The 15,737-nt window shown below is 55.5% G+C and carries 17 protein-coding genes; 8 read left to right on the forward strand and 9 right to left on the reverse strand.

Going from position 1 to position 15,737, the window contains the following annotated elements; all coding sequences use genetic code 11:
- Positions 1-19: 19 nt before the first annotated feature.
- The 8 genes from AVI_RS28570 to AVI_RS28600 are packed head-to-tail and all read right to left on the reverse strand — an operon-like array spanning position 20 to position 7,171.
- Positions 20-1,048, reverse strand: a complete 1,029-nt coding sequence (locus tag AVI_RS28570; protein ID WP_012653018.1) for a TrbL/VirB6 family protein — start codon at positions 1,046-1,048, stop codon at positions 20-22.
- A gap of 12 nt (positions 1,049-1,060) precedes the next feature.
- Positions 1,061-1,288, reverse strand: a complete 228-nt coding sequence (locus AVI_RS31675; RefSeq protein ID WP_012653019.1) for a hypothetical protein — start codon at positions 1,286-1,288, stop codon at positions 1,061-1,063.
- On the reverse strand, positions 1,281-1,979 hold the full coding sequence (locus AVI_RS28575; protein ID WP_012653020.1) for a type IV secretion system protein: 699 nt from the start codon (positions 1,977-1,979) through the stop codon (positions 1,281-1,283). The genes AVI_RS31675 and AVI_RS28575 overlap by 8 nt, the downstream gene beginning before the upstream one ends.
- A gap of 12 nt (positions 1,980-1,991) precedes the next feature.
- A complete protein-coding gene (locus AVI_RS28580) occupies positions 1,992-3,080 on the reverse strand; it encodes a lytic transglycosylase domain-containing protein (RefSeq protein ID WP_012653021.1) in 1,089 nt (362 codons plus the stop codon).
- Positions 3,077-5,536, reverse strand: a complete 2,460-nt coding sequence (locus AVI_RS28585) for a VirB4 family type IV secretion/conjugal transfer ATPase (RefSeq protein WP_012653022.1) — start codon at positions 5,534-5,536, stop codon at positions 3,077-3,079. Before AVI_RS28585 ends, AVI_RS28580 begins: the two co-directional genes overlap by 4 nt.
- Before the next feature lie 2 nt (positions 5,537-5,538).
- Entirely contained in the window at positions 5,539-5,838 is a 300-nt protein-coding gene (locus AVI_RS28590; protein WP_080517092.1) for a VirB3 family type IV secretion system protein, read from the reverse strand.
- Between the two features lies 1 nt (position 5,839).
- Positions 5,840-6,190 carry a TrbC/VirB2 family type IV secretion system protein gene (locus AVI_RS28595; RefSeq protein ID WP_012653023.1) on the reverse strand — a complete coding sequence of 117 codons (351 nt, stop codon included), beginning with the start codon at positions 6,188-6,190 and terminating at the stop codon, positions 5,840-5,842.
- A gap of 12 nt (positions 6,191-6,202) precedes the next feature.
- Positions 6,203-7,171, reverse strand: coding sequence for a lytic transglycosylase domain-containing protein (locus tag AVI_RS28600; RefSeq protein WP_012653024.1), 969 nt, complete (start codon positions 7,169-7,171; stop codon positions 6,203-6,205).
- Between the two features lie 157 nt (positions 7,172-7,328).
- Between AVI_RS28600 and AVI_RS28605 the strand changes: the two genes are divergently transcribed.
- Genes AVI_RS28605 through AVI_RS28625 form a run of 5 tightly spaced genes read left to right on the forward strand, consistent with a single transcriptional unit; the run spans position 7,329 to position 10,156 of the window.
- Entirely contained in the window at positions 7,329-7,937 is a 609-nt protein-coding gene (locus AVI_RS28605) for a hypothetical protein (RefSeq protein WP_012653025.1), read from the forward strand.
- On the forward strand, positions 7,934-8,473 hold the full coding sequence (locus AVI_RS28610; protein ID WP_012653026.1) for a thermonuclease family protein: 540 nt from the start codon (positions 7,934-7,936) through the stop codon (positions 8,471-8,473). Before AVI_RS28605 ends, AVI_RS28610 begins: the two co-directional genes overlap by 4 nt.
- Positions 8,470-9,174 (forward strand): thermonuclease family protein, encoded by a 705-nt coding sequence (locus AVI_RS28615; RefSeq protein WP_012653027.1) that lies wholly within the window; start codon positions 8,470-8,472, stop codon positions 9,172-9,174. The genes AVI_RS28610 and AVI_RS28615 overlap by 4 nt, the downstream gene beginning before the upstream one ends.
- Positions 9,175-9,555 (forward strand): hypothetical protein, encoded by a 381-nt coding sequence (locus AVI_RS28620; RefSeq protein ID WP_012653028.1) that lies wholly within the window; start codon positions 9,175-9,177, stop codon positions 9,553-9,555.
- 22 nt (positions 9,556-9,577) lie between these two features.
- Entirely contained in the window at positions 9,578-10,156 is a 579-nt protein-coding gene (locus AVI_RS28625) for a hypothetical protein (protein WP_041700148.1), read from the forward strand.
- A gap of 452 nt (positions 10,157-10,608) precedes the next feature.
- Here AVI_RS28625 and AVI_RS28630 read toward each other — a convergent pair whose 3' ends face one another.
- A complete protein-coding gene (locus AVI_RS28630; RefSeq protein WP_012653031.1) occupies positions 10,609-10,941 on the reverse strand; it encodes a hypothetical protein in 333 nt (110 codons plus the stop codon).
- A 393-nt stretch (positions 10,942-11,334) separates the two neighbouring features.
- On the opposite strand from AVI_RS28630, the gene AVI_RS28635 reads away from it, so the two are divergent.
- The 3 genes from AVI_RS28635 (at position 11,335) to istB (ending at position 15,564) form a co-directional block, all read left to right on the forward strand.
- Positions 11,335-11,967, forward strand: coding sequence for a recombinase family protein (locus tag AVI_RS28635; RefSeq protein WP_012653032.1), 633 nt, complete (start codon positions 11,335-11,337; stop codon positions 11,965-11,967).
- A 1,254-nt stretch (positions 11,968-13,221) separates the two neighbouring features.
- Positions 13,222-14,775, forward strand: a complete 1,554-nt coding sequence (gene istA, locus AVI_RS28645; protein ID WP_012653034.1) for an IS21 family transposase — start codon at positions 13,222-13,224, stop codon at positions 14,773-14,775.
- A gap of 12 nt (positions 14,776-14,787) precedes the next feature.
- Complete coding sequence (gene istB, locus AVI_RS28650; RefSeq protein ID WP_012653035.1) at positions 14,788-15,564, forward strand: IS21-like element helper ATPase IstB; 777 nt, start codon at positions 14,788-14,790, stop codon at positions 15,562-15,564.
- Positions 15,565-15,737: the final 173 nt, after the last annotated feature.

Here is a 15,737-nt window from a genome sequence, read left to right on the forward strand (position 1 = left end):
CCCTCTGAACAGCCTGCGCTTAACGTGGCACGCTGTTACTGCTGATGCTTTTCTGCATCGCGTCCGCGCTTGCATTTCGAATATTTTCCCGCATTCCCGCATGGGTACGTTCCCTTGCAGCCATCCCGATCCGACCGGCTGCGCCGGAAACACTGCGCGCTCCTGTGAGTGCAGCAGCGGGGGCACTGAAGCCCGTCAGGCCTCCGACGGTTCGCGCCACTTGGCCGATCCCGGCTGCGACACCCCCCGTAATCCCCTGAGCAAGTGTCTGTATGTTGAAAAGCACGAAGGCGCCGGCGGCACACAAAAGAAGGAAAGCTGCAACATCATCGAGTTGAAGCCTGCGTTGATCGGCCGCTGCAGCGACTTTCGTCAACTCTGGATCCATTGCGGAGATCAAGAACGCAGCAACCACGTAAACGAACAACGGAATAATCGCGTACATCAGCACACTTTGGAACCATGCCATTCCGTAGCTTCGCGTAGGTTGAAACAACAAACATGCGATGAAAATGGGGGCGGTTCCTAGCAGCACCCACATCATGACCTTCGCAAGCAAAAGGATCGCAAGAGCGACGGCGATAAACACGCCGACGCCAAACATGATCAGAAAACCGACCATAGCCGGAAGAACAGAAAAATAACCGGCCTGTTCAGCAAAGGCCCCCGCCGCCTTGTTGGCCGTTTCCCAGATCATCGAAAGGCCGTTTGTCGGCTCTGTGATACCTGTATTGCTGACCGCGAGAATTGCCCGTCCCACGTCTTCCGGTGTATCGCTCAGCCAGGCGTAGAAGAACGTGTTGAAGTTACCCCATGAGTTTATGAAAGCAACGATCAGCGTCATTCTGACTACGCGGCTGATCACCTCCCCAACGCTGACACGCGCAGTTCCCATGATCAGTTGAAGACCGTAATAGGCGACGTAGGCAATCAAAAGCACGGTTAGAAGCGGCGTTACTTCGCTCGCAACAACCCCATAGGCGCTTTGCGTAAAGCTAGCGCCCGTCTGTTCGATCCGATCCAAAAGCCCACCGAGGAAATCCTCCATCGCCCAACATCCTTATTCAGTTGCTATTGTGCCGATGGCCGCCAGAGCGGCGGATGGTTCGCCATTGACGCTTGTCATTGGACCACAGTCGTGACGTGGATCCTCAGCATAAGACGTCATATTGGCGGGCCGTTTGCATGGTGCCGTTTTCTCTTTCGCGGCCGTGCCACAGCCCGCAAGCCCGGCTGTAAAGGTCGCGACTAGAAGCACCGTTCCCGCTATCTCGAATGCCTTAATCACCGTAGGTCATCGCCTTCTTCGAGTTCGACATATCGACAAGACGTTGCTGGTTTTGAGCATTGAGCGACTGGACTGTGCCATTCATGACGCCGATCATTTCGTTTAGCACCAGCCCGGATTGGACCTGAAGCTGCGTATTCTGATCGATCGAGCCCTTGATATCCTCAGCCTTGCCAATCTGCTGACCTGCTTGCTGGAAGGATTGGGTACGCTGTTGTACCGCCTGGTTTGAACCGGTCACCAAAGCCGCAACGCCGAGAACCGTGTTCATCACCTCCTCATAGGACTTGTCGCCTGAGAATGTGCTATCGGCCTTTCCCGACAGGTTTTTCACCAACTGCAGCCCGTTGATAAAGGTGGAGGCGATTTTGCCGATATCGCCCCCCATGTTCCCGAAATTCGGTACGCCACCGCTCATCAAGCTGTCGAAGGACGGCATCTGGGAGACACTGAAGCCATTGCCGATAGCAAGGTTCTGCATAGGGCTTTGCACGCTTCCACGGTCACCCGTTACGGCCTTAAGTGTTTCTTCGACGGTCTTAAGAACCTCCTTGTTGGTATCGAGGATGTCGGTCGTTGTTTTCGATGTTTCCTGAGCAACCTTCAGGTTAGCATTGTCGATTGTGGGGACCTGAGCGTACGCTGTCGAAGCTAGAGCCAGCGAAAACGCCGTTGCGATCGTCTTTTTCATGGCAGTTCTCCTTTATTGTGTACTCAACATCAGTTTCATTTCGGACGCCCGTTCCCTCTTCTGGACGCAAGCTTGTTCCTTCTCGTTCCACTCCACGTTCAGCGCCGGGTCACAGAGCTTCACCGTTTCGGGGTCTTTATCGTCGTTTTTCTTCACCGAGCTCGTGCGAGACGAGCCGGATCTTTCACCGAGATCCAGCGCGTTCTTCGAGTTCATGAGTTCAGCCATTGTCGCTCCAAGACGAATGACCTGATTCATCATTTCGAGATTCGCGTTTCGAGCCCCTGAGTTCTGGTCCCAGCTGTCTTGGATCGTGCCCGTCTGCATCTGCCCGAGCTGCTGCAACCACGAACTGACATTGCCACTGCTTTCCGTGATGGACTGGCTCGTCGCCATAGCGTTCATCGAGCTGTCACGAGCACCCGAGAAGGCTGTGCTGCCTCCTCCATAGTTCATCGGAATGTTTGAGGTATCCGACCCGCCAAACTGCGGCATCCATTGTTTCGTGATGCTCGCGACATAGCCTTGGGTTTCTTTGAATGGTGGGATGCCGCCATACTTCTGCACGTTGCCAGGGCCAGCATTGTAAGCGGCCAGAGCGAGGTTCGTATTCCCGTTGAAACGCTTCAGCTGTTGCTTGAGATACCGCGCGCCGCCCCGAAGGTTGTCTTCAATGTTGTTTGGGTCAACGCCGAGGTCCTTTGCGGTTCCTGGCATAAGCTGCGATAGACCCGTCGCGCCTACCGGTGATTTTGCGCAGGGGTTGAAGCGGCTCTCTTGATAGACAAGAGACATGAACAGCGTTTCGTCTACGCCCTCTTCCTGGGCAACGCGCTTTACGAGGCCGACGATCTCCGGATTAGCTTGCGCGGCAGACGGCGCGTCGCCTCCCTTGCCTTTTTTGTACATCGAGCAAGTGACGCTGGTGCTGACAGTATGGCGTTTCTTGTCTGTTTCCTTGATGTCGTCGGTTGTTTTCTCCCTCACCGTGTCGTCCGCCGTTAGTGCGGCGTCGGTGATTGGAACCTGCGTAAAGGCTGCGCTTGGAGCGCCAATCGACATGGCTGTAGCAAGCAGCACCAGAGTGGGACTTTTCCTCATTCAGCATTCTCCCATCCGCAAAATTTAGCCAACCAGTTTTCCGGCTCGTCTCCATATTGTTCGCGGAGTGCGGCGCACTCCTCGATCGTCTCCTTACGCCCGGACAGGACCTTGACGAGATCGGGCATGCTCGAAAGGTCGAGCCGGGCGATGACTGAGTCATTGCCGTGCTTGATCAGGAAGGTTCGCTTTTCGGGCGGGGTGTTCTTGATGAAGTTGTATTCCTTCACCGTGAGACCGAAGCGCTTGATGTAGCTCTCTTCGTCTGCACGCGGGTTCGGGAAATGAATGTTCGTGGAAGACTGCTCAATGAGCGTGTGAGAGACCTTCGACTTTGCAATGTCGGCGGCCGATTGAGTGCCAAAGCCCACGATGCCGTTGAGCTTACGAATGGTCTTCATTTTGTCGACAATGAACGCGCTGAAAGTTTCATCGAGGAGCAGCTGCCAGCCTTCGTCCATGAAGAACATGACCGGATTGCCATCCAGCAGTTCATCAAGCCGATGGTAGAGATACATGAGGGCGGGCGTCCGCAGTTCTTCGTTCCCAAGAATACTGGTCATGTCAAAGCCGAACACCGTCCGGCCAGAGAAGGACAGCACATCGTGTGGAGCGTTAAAGAGCCAAGCCTTTTCGCCCTCGGTCCAAGGACGAAGTCGAGAATAGAGGTCATTGGCATCAGCACGGGCACGGCCCATAAGCAGGTTGCCAAGGTTGGTGAGGTTTCGCTGTTGTGCCGGTTCTTCCATGAGGCGGACCACAGCGCGCTCTATGATATCTTCATCTTCCTGGGTGAAGTCGCGGCGATCACGTCCACCGAGCATCGCCTTGAGAAGGCGCTGAAGAAATTCTCTGTTTGGTCCCGTGTTCTCCAACTGGAGCGGATTGAATCCAGTTGGTGTACCCGGGGAAAGGATCTCGTAAGATCCGCCGATGGCTCGAACGAAGATTTCGGCTCCGCGGTCCTTATCAAAAAAGACGGCGCGGGGTGTTGGGGAAACTCGCATGGCCTGCGCGAGCAGGAAACTCAAACCGACAGTTTTACCCGAGCCGGTCGGTCCTGTGACGGTAAAATGCCCGATATCGCGGCGGTGGAAATTGAACCAGTAGGGCGTCTGCGATGTCGTCTCAAGGATCGTGATGGGAAGGCCCCAATGCGTACGTTCCGCCTGACCACTGGCGAAATTGTGCATTGATGACAGGCCCGAGAAGTTCGAGCTGGAGAGCATCGCCTTTCTAGCAATATAGGAATGGTTACCGGGCAACTGCGCCCAAAACGCTGCCTCAAGATTGAGATCTTCACGCAGCCAGTTGATATTCATGTCCGTGAGGCATGCACCAAGTTCCGAAACGCAGCGGCTCAAGCCTTCGAGGTCCCGGGAAATGCAAAGTAGCGAAAAATGGTGGAAGCCAAACACGGCTTCCTGATTCAGCATACTGTCGAGAGCAAAATTGATGTCAGATTCTACAGACGTCCCAGCTTCATCCGAGGCACGGATTTGCCTCTGAAGGCGCGTTATGCGCTCCTGCGCAATTGGCTTGTCTGCAAGGGTAAATGACTGCGTCAGGATGAACTCATGGTTCACCTGTAACAGTCCGTCCAACATGCCAGGTCCAGTGAAAGGAGGGTATTCCTTGATGGACAGCAGTGCGCCATACCGCGAATCTTCGTCCACGGCGGCTTGCGCGTGAAAGGCGCGCTTGGCGAAGTGGAGACGAGATGTTCCAATGAAGTTGCGAATGCCCATGCGCGGCAGTCGCATCTTTCGAGACACACTCCCCGTGAGGATAGAATTGAAGAATTCGCAGGGCTCGGAATACGGTTCGCCCTTGGTCTCTTCCTCCTGCCCCTCGATCTTTGCAATATCATCGGACTTCTTCCGATAGGTTATGCCGAGCGAGCGGGCTCCATATTTACTCAGTTCACGGACGATATTCCCGATCAGTTCCTCTAGGTCCGTTACCTCTTCGCGCGTGGCTTGTGTTTTGGCGTCCTTGTTGGACTGCGTAAAAATCCGCTTGAGAGAGTCGCCAACACCAAGCGCGCCGCGCATGCCCGAACGGACAATCGTCAAGTAGATCTCGTTGGTGAACATGCGCTTCTTGCGAAGCTGACCCATGTATCGCGTATTCAGGATGTCGCAGAATGATTGATCAAACGTTCCGCCGATCTCGGTCTCGACCTCGCGACGGATCACGGTTGACCATAGGGAAAACCGGCTTGAGCCGAGCGCGCGTATCATCGTGTTCTGGACGACTGATCGCATATTCAATTCGGCCTGGTCTTCGGTCTGGAAAAACAAGCCGTCGAGCTTGATGACACTGGCGAGTGATCCATTCTCGAGACCTATCACCGTGTCCGAGACATGCCGCATGTAGGGAATATGAACGGACATAGGCCGCTCGTTTCCGGCGACCTTCCCAAATCCTAGCTCTTCTTTGATGACTTTCAGCATGATTATGGTCCGTACGAGTTGGTGCCCCAAAAGCGCTTATTGGGAGTGCGGGGTGTCTTGCGTGACGAAACCTGAAGCACGTCGAGAATTTTCGCGTCCCATGTGCAAAGCGAGAAAAGGACGAGATAGCCCACAGGCGCGAGCAGAAGTGCCGCGAGATGGTTCGACGCAAGCCATCCGATGATGGTGAGGCCGATGATCAGCACCACCGCCATGTATGGCACGCCCCATAGGGTTGGTGATCGGGTCAGACCGATCACCAAAGGCGTGAGCGCCGGCTTCTCATCCGAGAACTCGCTCAACTTACTGCCCGCCCACCGAAGAAATCATCTGATCAACAATGGCCGGAGCGCCGAAGACGAGGCCGATACCAATAACGACCGCGCCGGCTGTAAACCAAGACAAACGACCGGCAAATGCCATGAAGCCCAGGGCGATAACGGCAATGATCGCCAACAACCGGCCAAATGGGCCAGTGATGAAATCCACGATCATCTGCACGGCGGTCTGGATAGGGCCGAAAGCACCACTGCCTCCGCCGCCTGCCCCTTGGGCAAACGCCAACTCCGCGCCGACGATCTGCACCGCCGCGACCACGCCAAGAAGCGCGATCATCTTAACCGCCTGGGATTGACCCAACTTCACCTTTTTCATCTGACTCTCTCCTTAGAAGTGCATCACGCCACCGACAAACTTGCCGGTTTTCTCAACGGCAATTACCCCGCTACCGTTGGCCGTATTCGTCGCCGCTGCCTCACGGACGACATTTCCGGCCTTCCGCTTGCCCACAGGCATCGGAAGACCAAGCTGAAAATTGAGGACTTTTGCTACGTACCCGACCGTCTCCTGAAAGGGCGGAACGCCGCCATATTCGTAGATCCGGTTCTCGCCGCTGTTGTATGCAGCGGCTACGAGCAGAGGATTTTGAAACTCATCGAGCAGAAACCGGAGATACTTGATGCCACCCTCGATGTTCTGCCGTGGATCGCAGATATCAACGACGCCGAACCTCGTTGCGGTATCGGGGATAAGCTGCATGGGGCCACGAGCTCCTTTGGGAGAGTTGCGAACCACGTCAAACCTGCTTTCGGCCCAAGTGATTGCCACAGCAAACCCCTCATCAACCTGATGGCGGCGCGCGGTCTCTACAACCAAAGCTTTGATCTCGTCCGGCGTCATCGGAGATGCGCCACACTCTTTTGCCCCCATTACGGGCGAAGCTAACACGTTTCCTGCGCCAATTTGGCTAAGTGAACCGGTCGCACGAGAAGCAGTCGGAGAGCCGCCTATTGATCCTGTCACATCCACATACGGCGTTTCTGTTGCGCCAATATTAGTATCTGGTGAAGCCGCAGTCTCGGTCGTGCTGTTTTGCTTGTTCGCGTCCTTCACTACGCCATCAGCGCCCAAGACAAATTCTTTCGCTGGAACAGCCTCGCCAGCCCATCTTTCAGCGAAATTGGTTGCAAGTGACGGTGATCCAGACGCTTCGCTTCCATTGTATGCGCTAGCTATTCTGGTATTTTTTACAGCATCTTGGGCATATGCAAAGTTGGCCGACCACAGCGCGACGAGAGCTGTCCCCAAAAGGACGGTGGTGCCTGAAAAGCCTGCCATGCGAGCCCTGTTTTCCATCGTCTCCGCCTGCCAAACGGTGTTGTGATTAGGAAGAAAACCGATTAAGTTGATGCTTGTATGATACCGATTTGGCTCAGACTTACAAGTTTTTGTGCCAGTGTTAAACCCCCTTTCTCAAGGGAATCCGTTGTACCAAGATGGTTAGGGCTAGAAAATGATACGGACCATCATTACCGCACTCGCAGGTTGCGCAATGGCAACACAAGCTTTTGCCGCGCCGGCAATCAACAAGGATTACGTCAAGTCGCTCGCCGCCCCCGGTAAGACGGCTTTGGTGATCGAGTATTATGACGGCAATGGGAAGGTCGTTGACCGGAAGGGCTATGCAACAGCCTCAGGGTTCAAGGCTGTATCCGGAACCGACTTCAAGATTGACGATAAGACGACAGTACATCTGTACGGTCTCCAGCCGTGTAAGGGGGATCTGGTCAACCGGACCGAGGATTATGCGGGAACCTGTGATGACTATGCTCTTAAGCAGCTTCAGGTCATGTTGCAGAGCCCAAAGGTCGTTTTCTGCCGCGCTTTCGTCAGCGAGCAGGGGGCGACGATGCAGAATGCAACGTGCTACGGGTACTACAATTACCCTGGTGCCATGGACTCGGTCGATAATTTCGAAGAGCAGCTTCTCTCTCTGGGCGCTCTTCGTCTCGCCAAGAAGCCTGATGGTTCGGTGGAGCGGCCTGATCTACAAGAAGCCGAGAAGCTCGGGAAAAAGGGCGACTTCGGCATGTGGGCTGATCCGCGGGTAAAGTCGCAATGAGGCGGATAGCTCTTCTTATGGCGGCATTGATGCCTTCCTGGGCTATCGCAGCCCCGGAGGGCTATTTCGATTTAAAGCCAGACGGGATAACGCTCGAGACCGGAGACACATGGGTGTCCAATGGAGAGCGGTTCCGTCTCTATGGCATACAGTCATGTTTGCGCGGCACCAACTATACCGATGCCCACGGTAATACTCGCGATTGCGGCGAGGCGTCCCTTGCTGTTCTTGCCGCGTATATCAAGGACACACAGCCGATTTGCGCACCAGTCGCTAAGGCAAACAACATTTCATATGTCATTTGTTACGCGACCGTTGGGAGCCAGCGGCTGGATCTAGGGCAGGTTCTCGTCAGCAGTGGGTACGCGTTTGCTGCATTGAAGAGCGACGGACTTCCATATCATGTCCCCTACTCTGTGGCCGAACAGATGGCCCAGCAGAAAAAGGCGGGTCTCTGGCAGTTCAAAGACGTCCAGCACCCGTCGATCACCCTCAGCCGAGAAGCCAATCAGCGCGCCAGGAAGGCGGAGCAATGAAACATATTCCCCTGTTCGGCGTCATTATCGCTGCGATTGCCACACCTTCAATGGCCGCCGACCTACAATACTATACCCCGCGCTACTCGGGGCGCGTTGCACCACCCGTCGATTCCGCGCCCGTCAGGTTGCCGGTCTTCAAAGGCGTTGTAACCGTTCTGGACGGCCGCACTCTTTGGTATGGCTCTCTCGGACGTGGCTATAAGGTCCGCCTCGCGAGTATCGATGCATGCGAGCTCCCGCAATGGGCTCTCCACCCCAAGTGGGTAGACCGGACAAAGAACCAAGCGCCTATGCCGGTTCCCTGTGGCCCGCTTGCAAAAGCTTGGTTGAAGCGAACCATTGGCAACAAGGTGACGGTCTGCACGACGCTTGGGTATGGGAATGATGGCATTCCTCTCGCTCAATGCACGGTCAAAGGCCGAGACGTGGCGACGGAAATGCTGCGCGTAGGCTGGGCGCGAGTGGATTCCCCCTACGCCAACCAACAGTACCTTTCCTATCAGCACGATGCCATGGCCGCCCGTTATGGAATGTGGGGCACCTACGTGCTCGACATGAACGAATGGCGGCGCAAAGCGGTTGATAAGACCCTTGAGCGGCGACCTCTGGCGGATTTCAACCTTTTGGCAGAACGAAAAAGCGAAATCTCGCCGCCGTTTGCTGACGCACGCAACAAACCTAAGAGGACAGATCGATAGTTGCCGGATATCGCACATATCGCGACATCGTTCGCTATCGATCCGATGGCGGCGCTATTGGTTGCCATTCCCCTTTCGCTCGCCCTGATCGTGCCCTGCGAACGTTTGTGGTGGATCCACGCCCCCTGCGCTTTGGTCCTCCTCGTGGCCTCAGCCTTATTCCAGGCCGAGCGTCATCTCGCTTTCGACAGCTATCTTGTCGGCTTTTTTGCATTTGCGGCGGTTTGCCGGGATATCCCAAACCGCCCCCTCCTCTACCGCGTCGGTATCCTCTGGTTTGCAGCATTCTCGTTGATCACCGCCGTCATTTATGCGGCCTCCGACCGAACAGACCCCCACGCGATAGAAGCCAAGATCTCACACCGGCCAATTCCGCAGTGAACGAATGAGAGAGGGAAAGCTAATGAAAGCTCTATATTTTGTCGCCGCAGGTGTTGCGGCTTTTGCCATGACACCTGCCGCAAGGGCGCAAGATGCGTCTTGGGGGTGCCAGATCCTCCTTTGCGCAGCGTCCAAAAACCCCTCATGGCAGGGGGTTGGGTACTGCGTGCCGCCGATGCAGAAATTGATTTCGGCTATGAAGAAGCCCGGCTTTTCGTGGCCGATCTGCGAAGAAGCTAAAGCCGGGAAACCCGGCCATGAACCTTTTGAAGATTGCCCTGCCGGTTTTCAGGCCGGGCGGGTATCGTCTGGCCGCGACAACGACTCCCTCTTTGGCGGTGGCGAGGCGAATGTATGCACAAAGACGGTCAACCAGTGCAGCAACCGCGGCGCTTTCCGGACGCTCTACGGGAACGAACGCGCGAACCAGCAGGCCGGCATCACAATCCGCGAACTTAATTCAAACAATGACAACGGCTTTGGCAACAGCTGCCAAGTTGTCATCACGCAGCCAAGGCCAATGAGGGCTGACCCCTATTACTTCGATATCCCGAACGACAAAGGCGTGAAGGAACGTCATTGGTTCAACCTCAATCTATGAGGCCAGCGCCATGAACCAGAACATTCTACTCGTAATCGCTACCGGAGTTGGCATTGCTGCCGGCTCCGGCGCAACTTACGTTTTGATGCCGCAGCCAGATCCGCAAGTTCGCGCACCCACGCATGAAGAAATTGTAGCAGCCATAGAAGCTGATCCGTCTCTTCTGCCGCGCGAGTTTGTAGCCCCGGCCTTGGAGACCCCGAGCGAAGAAGAGGCCTTGGCGGCATACCGCCGAGCCTACTCCTCCAATCCGATGCGAACTCGCGGATCTGAGGACCGTATCTCAATACGACTTGGCGAGTGCGACCAGAATCCAGCCGGGCCGGGAGTGTCTTGTCTTACGTCCATCAAGTTTACCCCGTCCGCCCAACCTCTCGATCGCGTTATTGGATATTCGAAATCCACTTCAGGCGATTGGGTTGCGAACGGATATTAGCAGCTATCAGGCCAACTCAAACAGTGAGGTTGTCCGCCTCTGTCTGAATCACTTCCATCTCTTTGGGATCCAAAGCTGCCTGCGTTGTCAGGATGTAGGCAGCTAAATATTCGAGTTTGCGGTCGGATTCGTTTCGGTCGGCTGGCTTGTGCATGACGATCGATAGTCGTGCCGCCTCATCTTCCTTCGATGCAGCAGCCAAAGCCCCGGCATAAATCACAGGACTTACGCGCTCGGTCGCTCGCTTTTCGTCCCATTCTCTCACCGTCTTAGCCGTCGCCATCTGAGCCGCGATGTGGCGTTCCATTTTCTCGAAGAGCGAACCGTCTTCCATTCCCTGCTTCATCATCTCACCTCTATCCACAAAACCAGCCGAAGCCGTTTGACCTCCCAAATCGAAGGGAGGGCAGGACCTGGTCCTGCTCCCGAGCTCGTGCGGAACAGCTGGAGAGAGGGGGACAAGCGCTAAACCGGAGGGGGATCACCCACCCGAAGGGCCGCGTCGGATTTTTTGTAGAAAATCGGACCGGTGCTGCAAGCCGCAGGCTGAAGCATGGGGAAACCGGTTTAGTGCTTGTGGGGGAGAGAGGGCAGCGCGCCTTTCTCCCCTCTCAGTGAGCTTCATTGTCATTAAATCTAAATCGAGATAGGTTTACATTACGTAGAAAAAAACACGGGTTATGTGACGCGCTATCTGTTTCTCCCGGCCGCCACACTGACTGTAACAAATACGAGCGTTTATGTGACAACGTTTTTAGGATATGCCCGTGTCTCGAAATCTGACGGCACACAAGTTCACGATCTACAGCGAGACGCTCTAATTGCGGCAGGCGTTGACCGTGACAATATTTATGAGGACTCGGCTTCCGGGAAAAAAGATGATCGACCGGGGCTCACCTCATGCCTAAAGGCCCTTAGGGCTGGCGATACGCTTCTTGTCTGGAAACTCGATCGACTCGGCCGCGATCTCCGTCACCTGGTTAACTTGGTCGATGAACTCACCAAGCGGAATATTGGTCTCAAGGTGCTTGCTGGCGAAGGCGCAACGATCGACACTTCGACAGCCAACGGCCGGCTCGTGTTCGGCATATTTGCGGCGTTAGCGGAATTCGAACGGGCACTGATCGTCGAGCGGACAAAGGCCGGACTTGAGGCGGCGAGGGCACGCGGGCGTAACGGCGGCCGGCCATTCAAAATGACAGCTGCAAAACTTCGACTTGCGCAGGCGGCGATGGGGAAGCCGGAAACGAAGGTTGGCGAACTATGCGCCGAACTTGGGGTGACGAGACAGACCCTCTATCGGTTCGTAGGCCCGGAGGGAAATATTCGACAAGATGGGGAGAAACTATTGGCGCGGCGGAAAAAAGGGTCGTGAGGCTGAACGCCTAGCTGTACGTGCTGTTGCGAGTGGGTGAGATCGCAGTGACCGCTTGCGCCCGGATCAGAACTAATAGGACAACTTTGCTAACGACTATTACTGATCTTCTCCCTCTCATTTTCTGATTAAAAGCTAACTACGAAGGATAGTCTGCACTCTATCTGTTATCTGCCGCTGCAGCTGAGCCAACCCCTCCGCGTTGTTAAGGTATGTCATGTACCGAATATGCCGCAAGTCGAAGGGCACGTCGTCCGCATGTTGAGTAATGAGAATAACTTCGCGTCCAAGCGTATGAGATATTCCGGCTTCATAGAAGACATTTGGATTGCGCCCAGTCAGATCGCAGATCACGACACGGGATCGGTCTATCAGTGACACCACATCTTGGATAATAGTGTGGTGCTCCCAGATGTTGTCGGCACGGTTACATCTCATCCCCGCGGCTCCTACGATCGTTTCGTAAACGGTAGCAAAACCGCCGCTGAACGGCATCATGGCTGAGGCCTGTAGTGGATCGATGCGTGAGGGTGCCGAAACGTCGAAGACCGTCGGGGCATTGCAGGAAGGTGCATGAAGCAAGAGGCGAAGGATCGTTTGATATAGATCACCGTCTTGGACAGTCCACCGAGTATGTGTCCAATCGAAGCGATTCCTCCCATTGCCGTGACCCGAGAGACCAATTTCTGTCGCTACGCTTACAAGTCGGTCTTGGGTGATGATGGGCACTGAAAGGTCGTATTGATACCTCAGCCGCACGGTGCTGTTTGATCTACCAATCACCTGCATCGAGCCAACTCGAGCTAGATCATCTGGCTCGCGGCCCTCAGCCATAAACAGGGTGGGTAGAAGCGCCAGCGCTGGGTCAGCGACATTGTCAGGCACGCGGTCAGCTGGGAAGTCTAATTCGCCATGAGACGCGTCAGGCCACCCTAGTCCCCAAATGATTCTGTTAAATGCCACACTCACCACTCCCAGCTCGCTTATCGAACCTTCGCCGCAATTGGCAACTAACGGTTCAGAACATATTTGACGTCTAACGCAGCCTTGGCGCAATCGATAGCATCGGCCGTGAAAGATACTGCGGGTTTCACAAAGTCCCGGCCAGTGATTTCACTAAGTCGCGGACACCGATTTCAGTAAGTACGGGACAGTGATTTCGCAAAGTCGCGGACAGTTATCGCGACGGATTTAGGTCGAATTTCGTGAGCGCCAATCTGGCATTTTTCACCTCGTGATTTGAGCGAGGACATTATGCGCAGACGGAAGCAAGCGAGACATACTGACGTGAAGGATATCCGATCGATCCTGCGGCTGACGTTCGAGCAGCGATTGTCGATACGTGCCGTTTCCGAGCGGCTGAAGATGAGCAAGACGTCGGTTTCGACGTATCTTCTGCGGGCTCAAGAAGCCGGCCTTGGGGTCTGGCCACTTCCACCGGGCCTGGACGAGGACGACGTTCTCCAGCAACGGCTCTTCCGGCGGATGGGACGACCTCCACGCGATACCGTTGAGCCGAACTGGCCGAAGATGGCCAGCGAATTGAAGCGCAAGGGTGTCACGCTCCATTTGCTTTGGCAGGAATACCGGGAAGCCCATCCGGATGGCTATGGCTATACATGGTTCTGCGGCCGGTTTGCCGATCACGAAAGCCGAGCCAAGCCCACCTACCGCAGCCGTCACATTGCTGGTGTTGCGATGGAATGCGATTATGCCGGCCATACAATCCCGATCATCGATCCATCGAGCGGCGAGATCCGCTCGGCACAGATCTATGTTGCGGTGCTGAGCGCATCCCAACTGACGTTTGCATATGCCAGCTTCAGCCAAAAGCTGCCGGATTGGATCGAGGCGAACCAGCGGGCCTTTAGTTACTTCGGCGGCGTGACGAAGACGACGATCTGCGACAATCTGAAGTCTGCGGTGGCCAAGGCGCTATGGTTCGAACCGACATTGAATACGACGTTTGCCGCTTTCGCCGAACACTACGACACAACCGTGGTTCCGGCCCGCCCACGGCATCCTCGGGACAAGCCGTCCGCGGAAGGGACGGTTTTAATCGTTGAGAGATGGGTCCTGGCCAGACTTCGAAACGAACGGTTCTTCAGTCTCGTTGACCTCAATATCCGCATCAGCGCTTTGATCGAAGACCTCAATTCCCGGACGATGCGGCGATATGGCAAGTCCCGGCGCGCACTATTCAATGAAGTCGAGCGCGCTCAGTTGAAGCCACTGCCTGCAACGCCGTTCGAGTACGCGGAATGGAAGACGGCAAAAGTCCATCCCGACTACCATGTCGAGGTCGACAAGACCTTCTATTCCGTACCGCATGGGCTGATCGGAAAGCGCGTCGATGTCAGGCTGACATATCGGGCAGTTGAGATCTTCCTTGATCATAAACGGGTCGCAAGCCACATCCGAAGCTCGCAGCGCTCGGGCCATGTCACCGTCAATGAACATATGCCCAAGGCGCATCAGCGCTACGCAAACACGACGCCTCACACATTGCGCAGGGAAGCAGCGAAGGTGGGGATCAACACGGCAACGTTTATCGAACGTCTGCTCAGCGACCGCCCACATCCCGAACAGGGCTACCGATCCGCTCAAGGCGTTCTCTCCCTGGGGCGCCGATACCAATCCGATCGTCTGGAGCTGGCTTGCGAGCGGGCGCTGGTGATCAACGCGCTGAGCTATTCGTCTGTCGCCAATATTCTCAGATCTGGTCTCGATCAGGCTCCGGTCATGACCGAGGCCGTGAAGCCGGCGCCGCCGCACGGCAATATCCGCGGCAAAACCTACTATCAATAAGAAGGACATCAGATGCTGACACATCCGACACTGGAACAAATGAGCGCGCTTGGCCTTGCCGGCATGGCAACGGCCTATCGCGAGCTCCTTGAGCAGCCTCATGGAAACGACCTGAGCTTTGATGAACGACTCGGGTTGATGCTTGACCGGGAGATCGCCCTCAGAACGGACCGAAGGCTGACAAACAGGCTCGCCACCGCCAAACTCCGTTTTGCCAATGCTTCGATCGAAGACATCGATTTTGGATCGCACCGGGGCCTGGATCGCCGTAACGTCCTGTCTCTGGCGCAGGGGGCATGGCTCAAGGCAAATGAGAATCTGATCCTGACCGGCCAGACGGGCACCGGAAAGACATGGATTGCGTGCGCCTTTGCACGCCAGGCGGCCCGCCTCGACCACTCCGTCCTTTATGTTCGCATGCCGCGATTGTTTGAAGACCTCGCGCTTGCAAGGCTGGATGGGCGCTTCCCGCGCCTCATTGATAAGCTTGCACGCGTTCAGCTATTGGTGCTGGATGACTGGGGGACGCACACCTTGAACGACCGCCAGCGGCTCGATCTGCTGGAAATCTTCGAGGAAAGATACCGGCGCAAGTCCACCCTGATCACAGCCCAGCTTCCCGTCGCGGCCTGGCACGAAATGATCGGAGAAGCAACTTTAGCTGATGCGATCCTGGACCGTATTGTTCACAACGCCCACCGTATAACACTCGAAGGAGACAGCATGCGGAGGCGGAAAACACCAACGCTCTTGACCGGCGCCGAAATAAACGAAATCAATCACCCATAACAGCAACCAGGCTGGCGGAATTCGAGCGATCCCGCTGTCCGTGACTTAGCGAAATGCTTGTCCGCGACTTGCCGAAATAACTGTCCCGATTCACTGAAATCCGCAAGATACTCCACTGGACCTCGTTTTCGGCCTTAGCTCCAGTGTTTTCTGCCCTTTCGCGTCGACGGGCC

Source organism: Allorhizobium ampelinum S4 (assembly GCF_000016285.1).
Taxonomy (GTDB): domain Bacteria; phylum Pseudomonadota; class Alphaproteobacteria; order Rhizobiales; family Rhizobiaceae; genus Allorhizobium; species Allorhizobium ampelinum.

What these genes read in the sequence shown, in the direction of transcription:
- AVI_RS28615 (WP_012653027.1), top strand. Translation starts at nt 8,470, where the DNA reads ATGAAACATATTCCCCTGTTCGGCGTCATTATCGCTGCGATTGCCACA.
- istB (WP_012653035.1), top strand. Translation starts at nt 14,788, where the DNA reads ATGCTGACACATCCGACACTGGAACAAATGAGCGCGCTTGGCCTTGCC.
- AVI_RS28600 (WP_012653024.1), bottom strand. Translation starts at nt 7,171, where the DNA reads ATGGAAAACAGGGCTCGCATGGCAGGCTTTTCAGGCACCACCGTCCTT.
- AVI_RS28605 (WP_012653025.1), top strand. Translation starts at nt 7,329, where the DNA reads ATGATACGGACCATCATTACCGCACTCGCAGGTTGCGCAATGGCAACA.
- AVI_RS28630 (WP_012653031.1), bottom strand. Translation starts at nt 10,941, where the DNA reads ATGATGAAGCAGGGAATGGAAGACGGTTCGCTCTTCGAGAAAATGGAA.
- istA (WP_012653034.1), top strand. Translation starts at nt 13,222, where the DNA reads ATGCGCAGACGGAAGCAAGCGAGACATACTGACGTGAAGGATATCCGA.
- AVI_RS28595 (WP_012653023.1), bottom strand. Translation starts at nt 6,190, where the DNA reads ATGAAAAAGGTGAAGTTGGGTCAATCCCAGGCGGTTAAGATGATCGCG.
- AVI_RS28580 (WP_012653021.1), bottom strand. Translation starts at nt 3,080, where the DNA reads ATGAGGAAAAGTCCCACTCTGGTGCTGCTTGCTACAGCCATGTCGATT.
- AVI_RS28575 (WP_012653020.1), bottom strand. Translation starts at nt 1,979, where the DNA reads ATGAAAAAGACGATCGCAACGGCGTTTTCGCTGGCTCTAGCTTCGACA.
- AVI_RS28585 (WP_012653022.1), bottom strand. Translation starts at nt 5,536, where the DNA reads ATGCTGAAAGTCATCAAAGAAGAGCTAGGATTTGGGAAGGTCGCCGGA.
- AVI_RS28570 (WP_012653018.1), bottom strand. Translation starts at nt 1,048, where the DNA reads ATGGAGGATTTCCTCGGTGGGCTTTTGGATCGGATCGAACAGACGGGC.
- AVI_RS28610 (WP_012653026.1), top strand. Translation starts at nt 7,934, where the DNA reads ATGAGGCGGATAGCTCTTCTTATGGCGGCATTGATGCCTTCCTGGGCT.
- AVI_RS28625 (WP_041700148.1), top strand. Translation starts at nt 9,578, where the DNA reads ATGAAAGCTCTATATTTTGTCGCCGCAGGTGTTGCGGCTTTTGCCATG.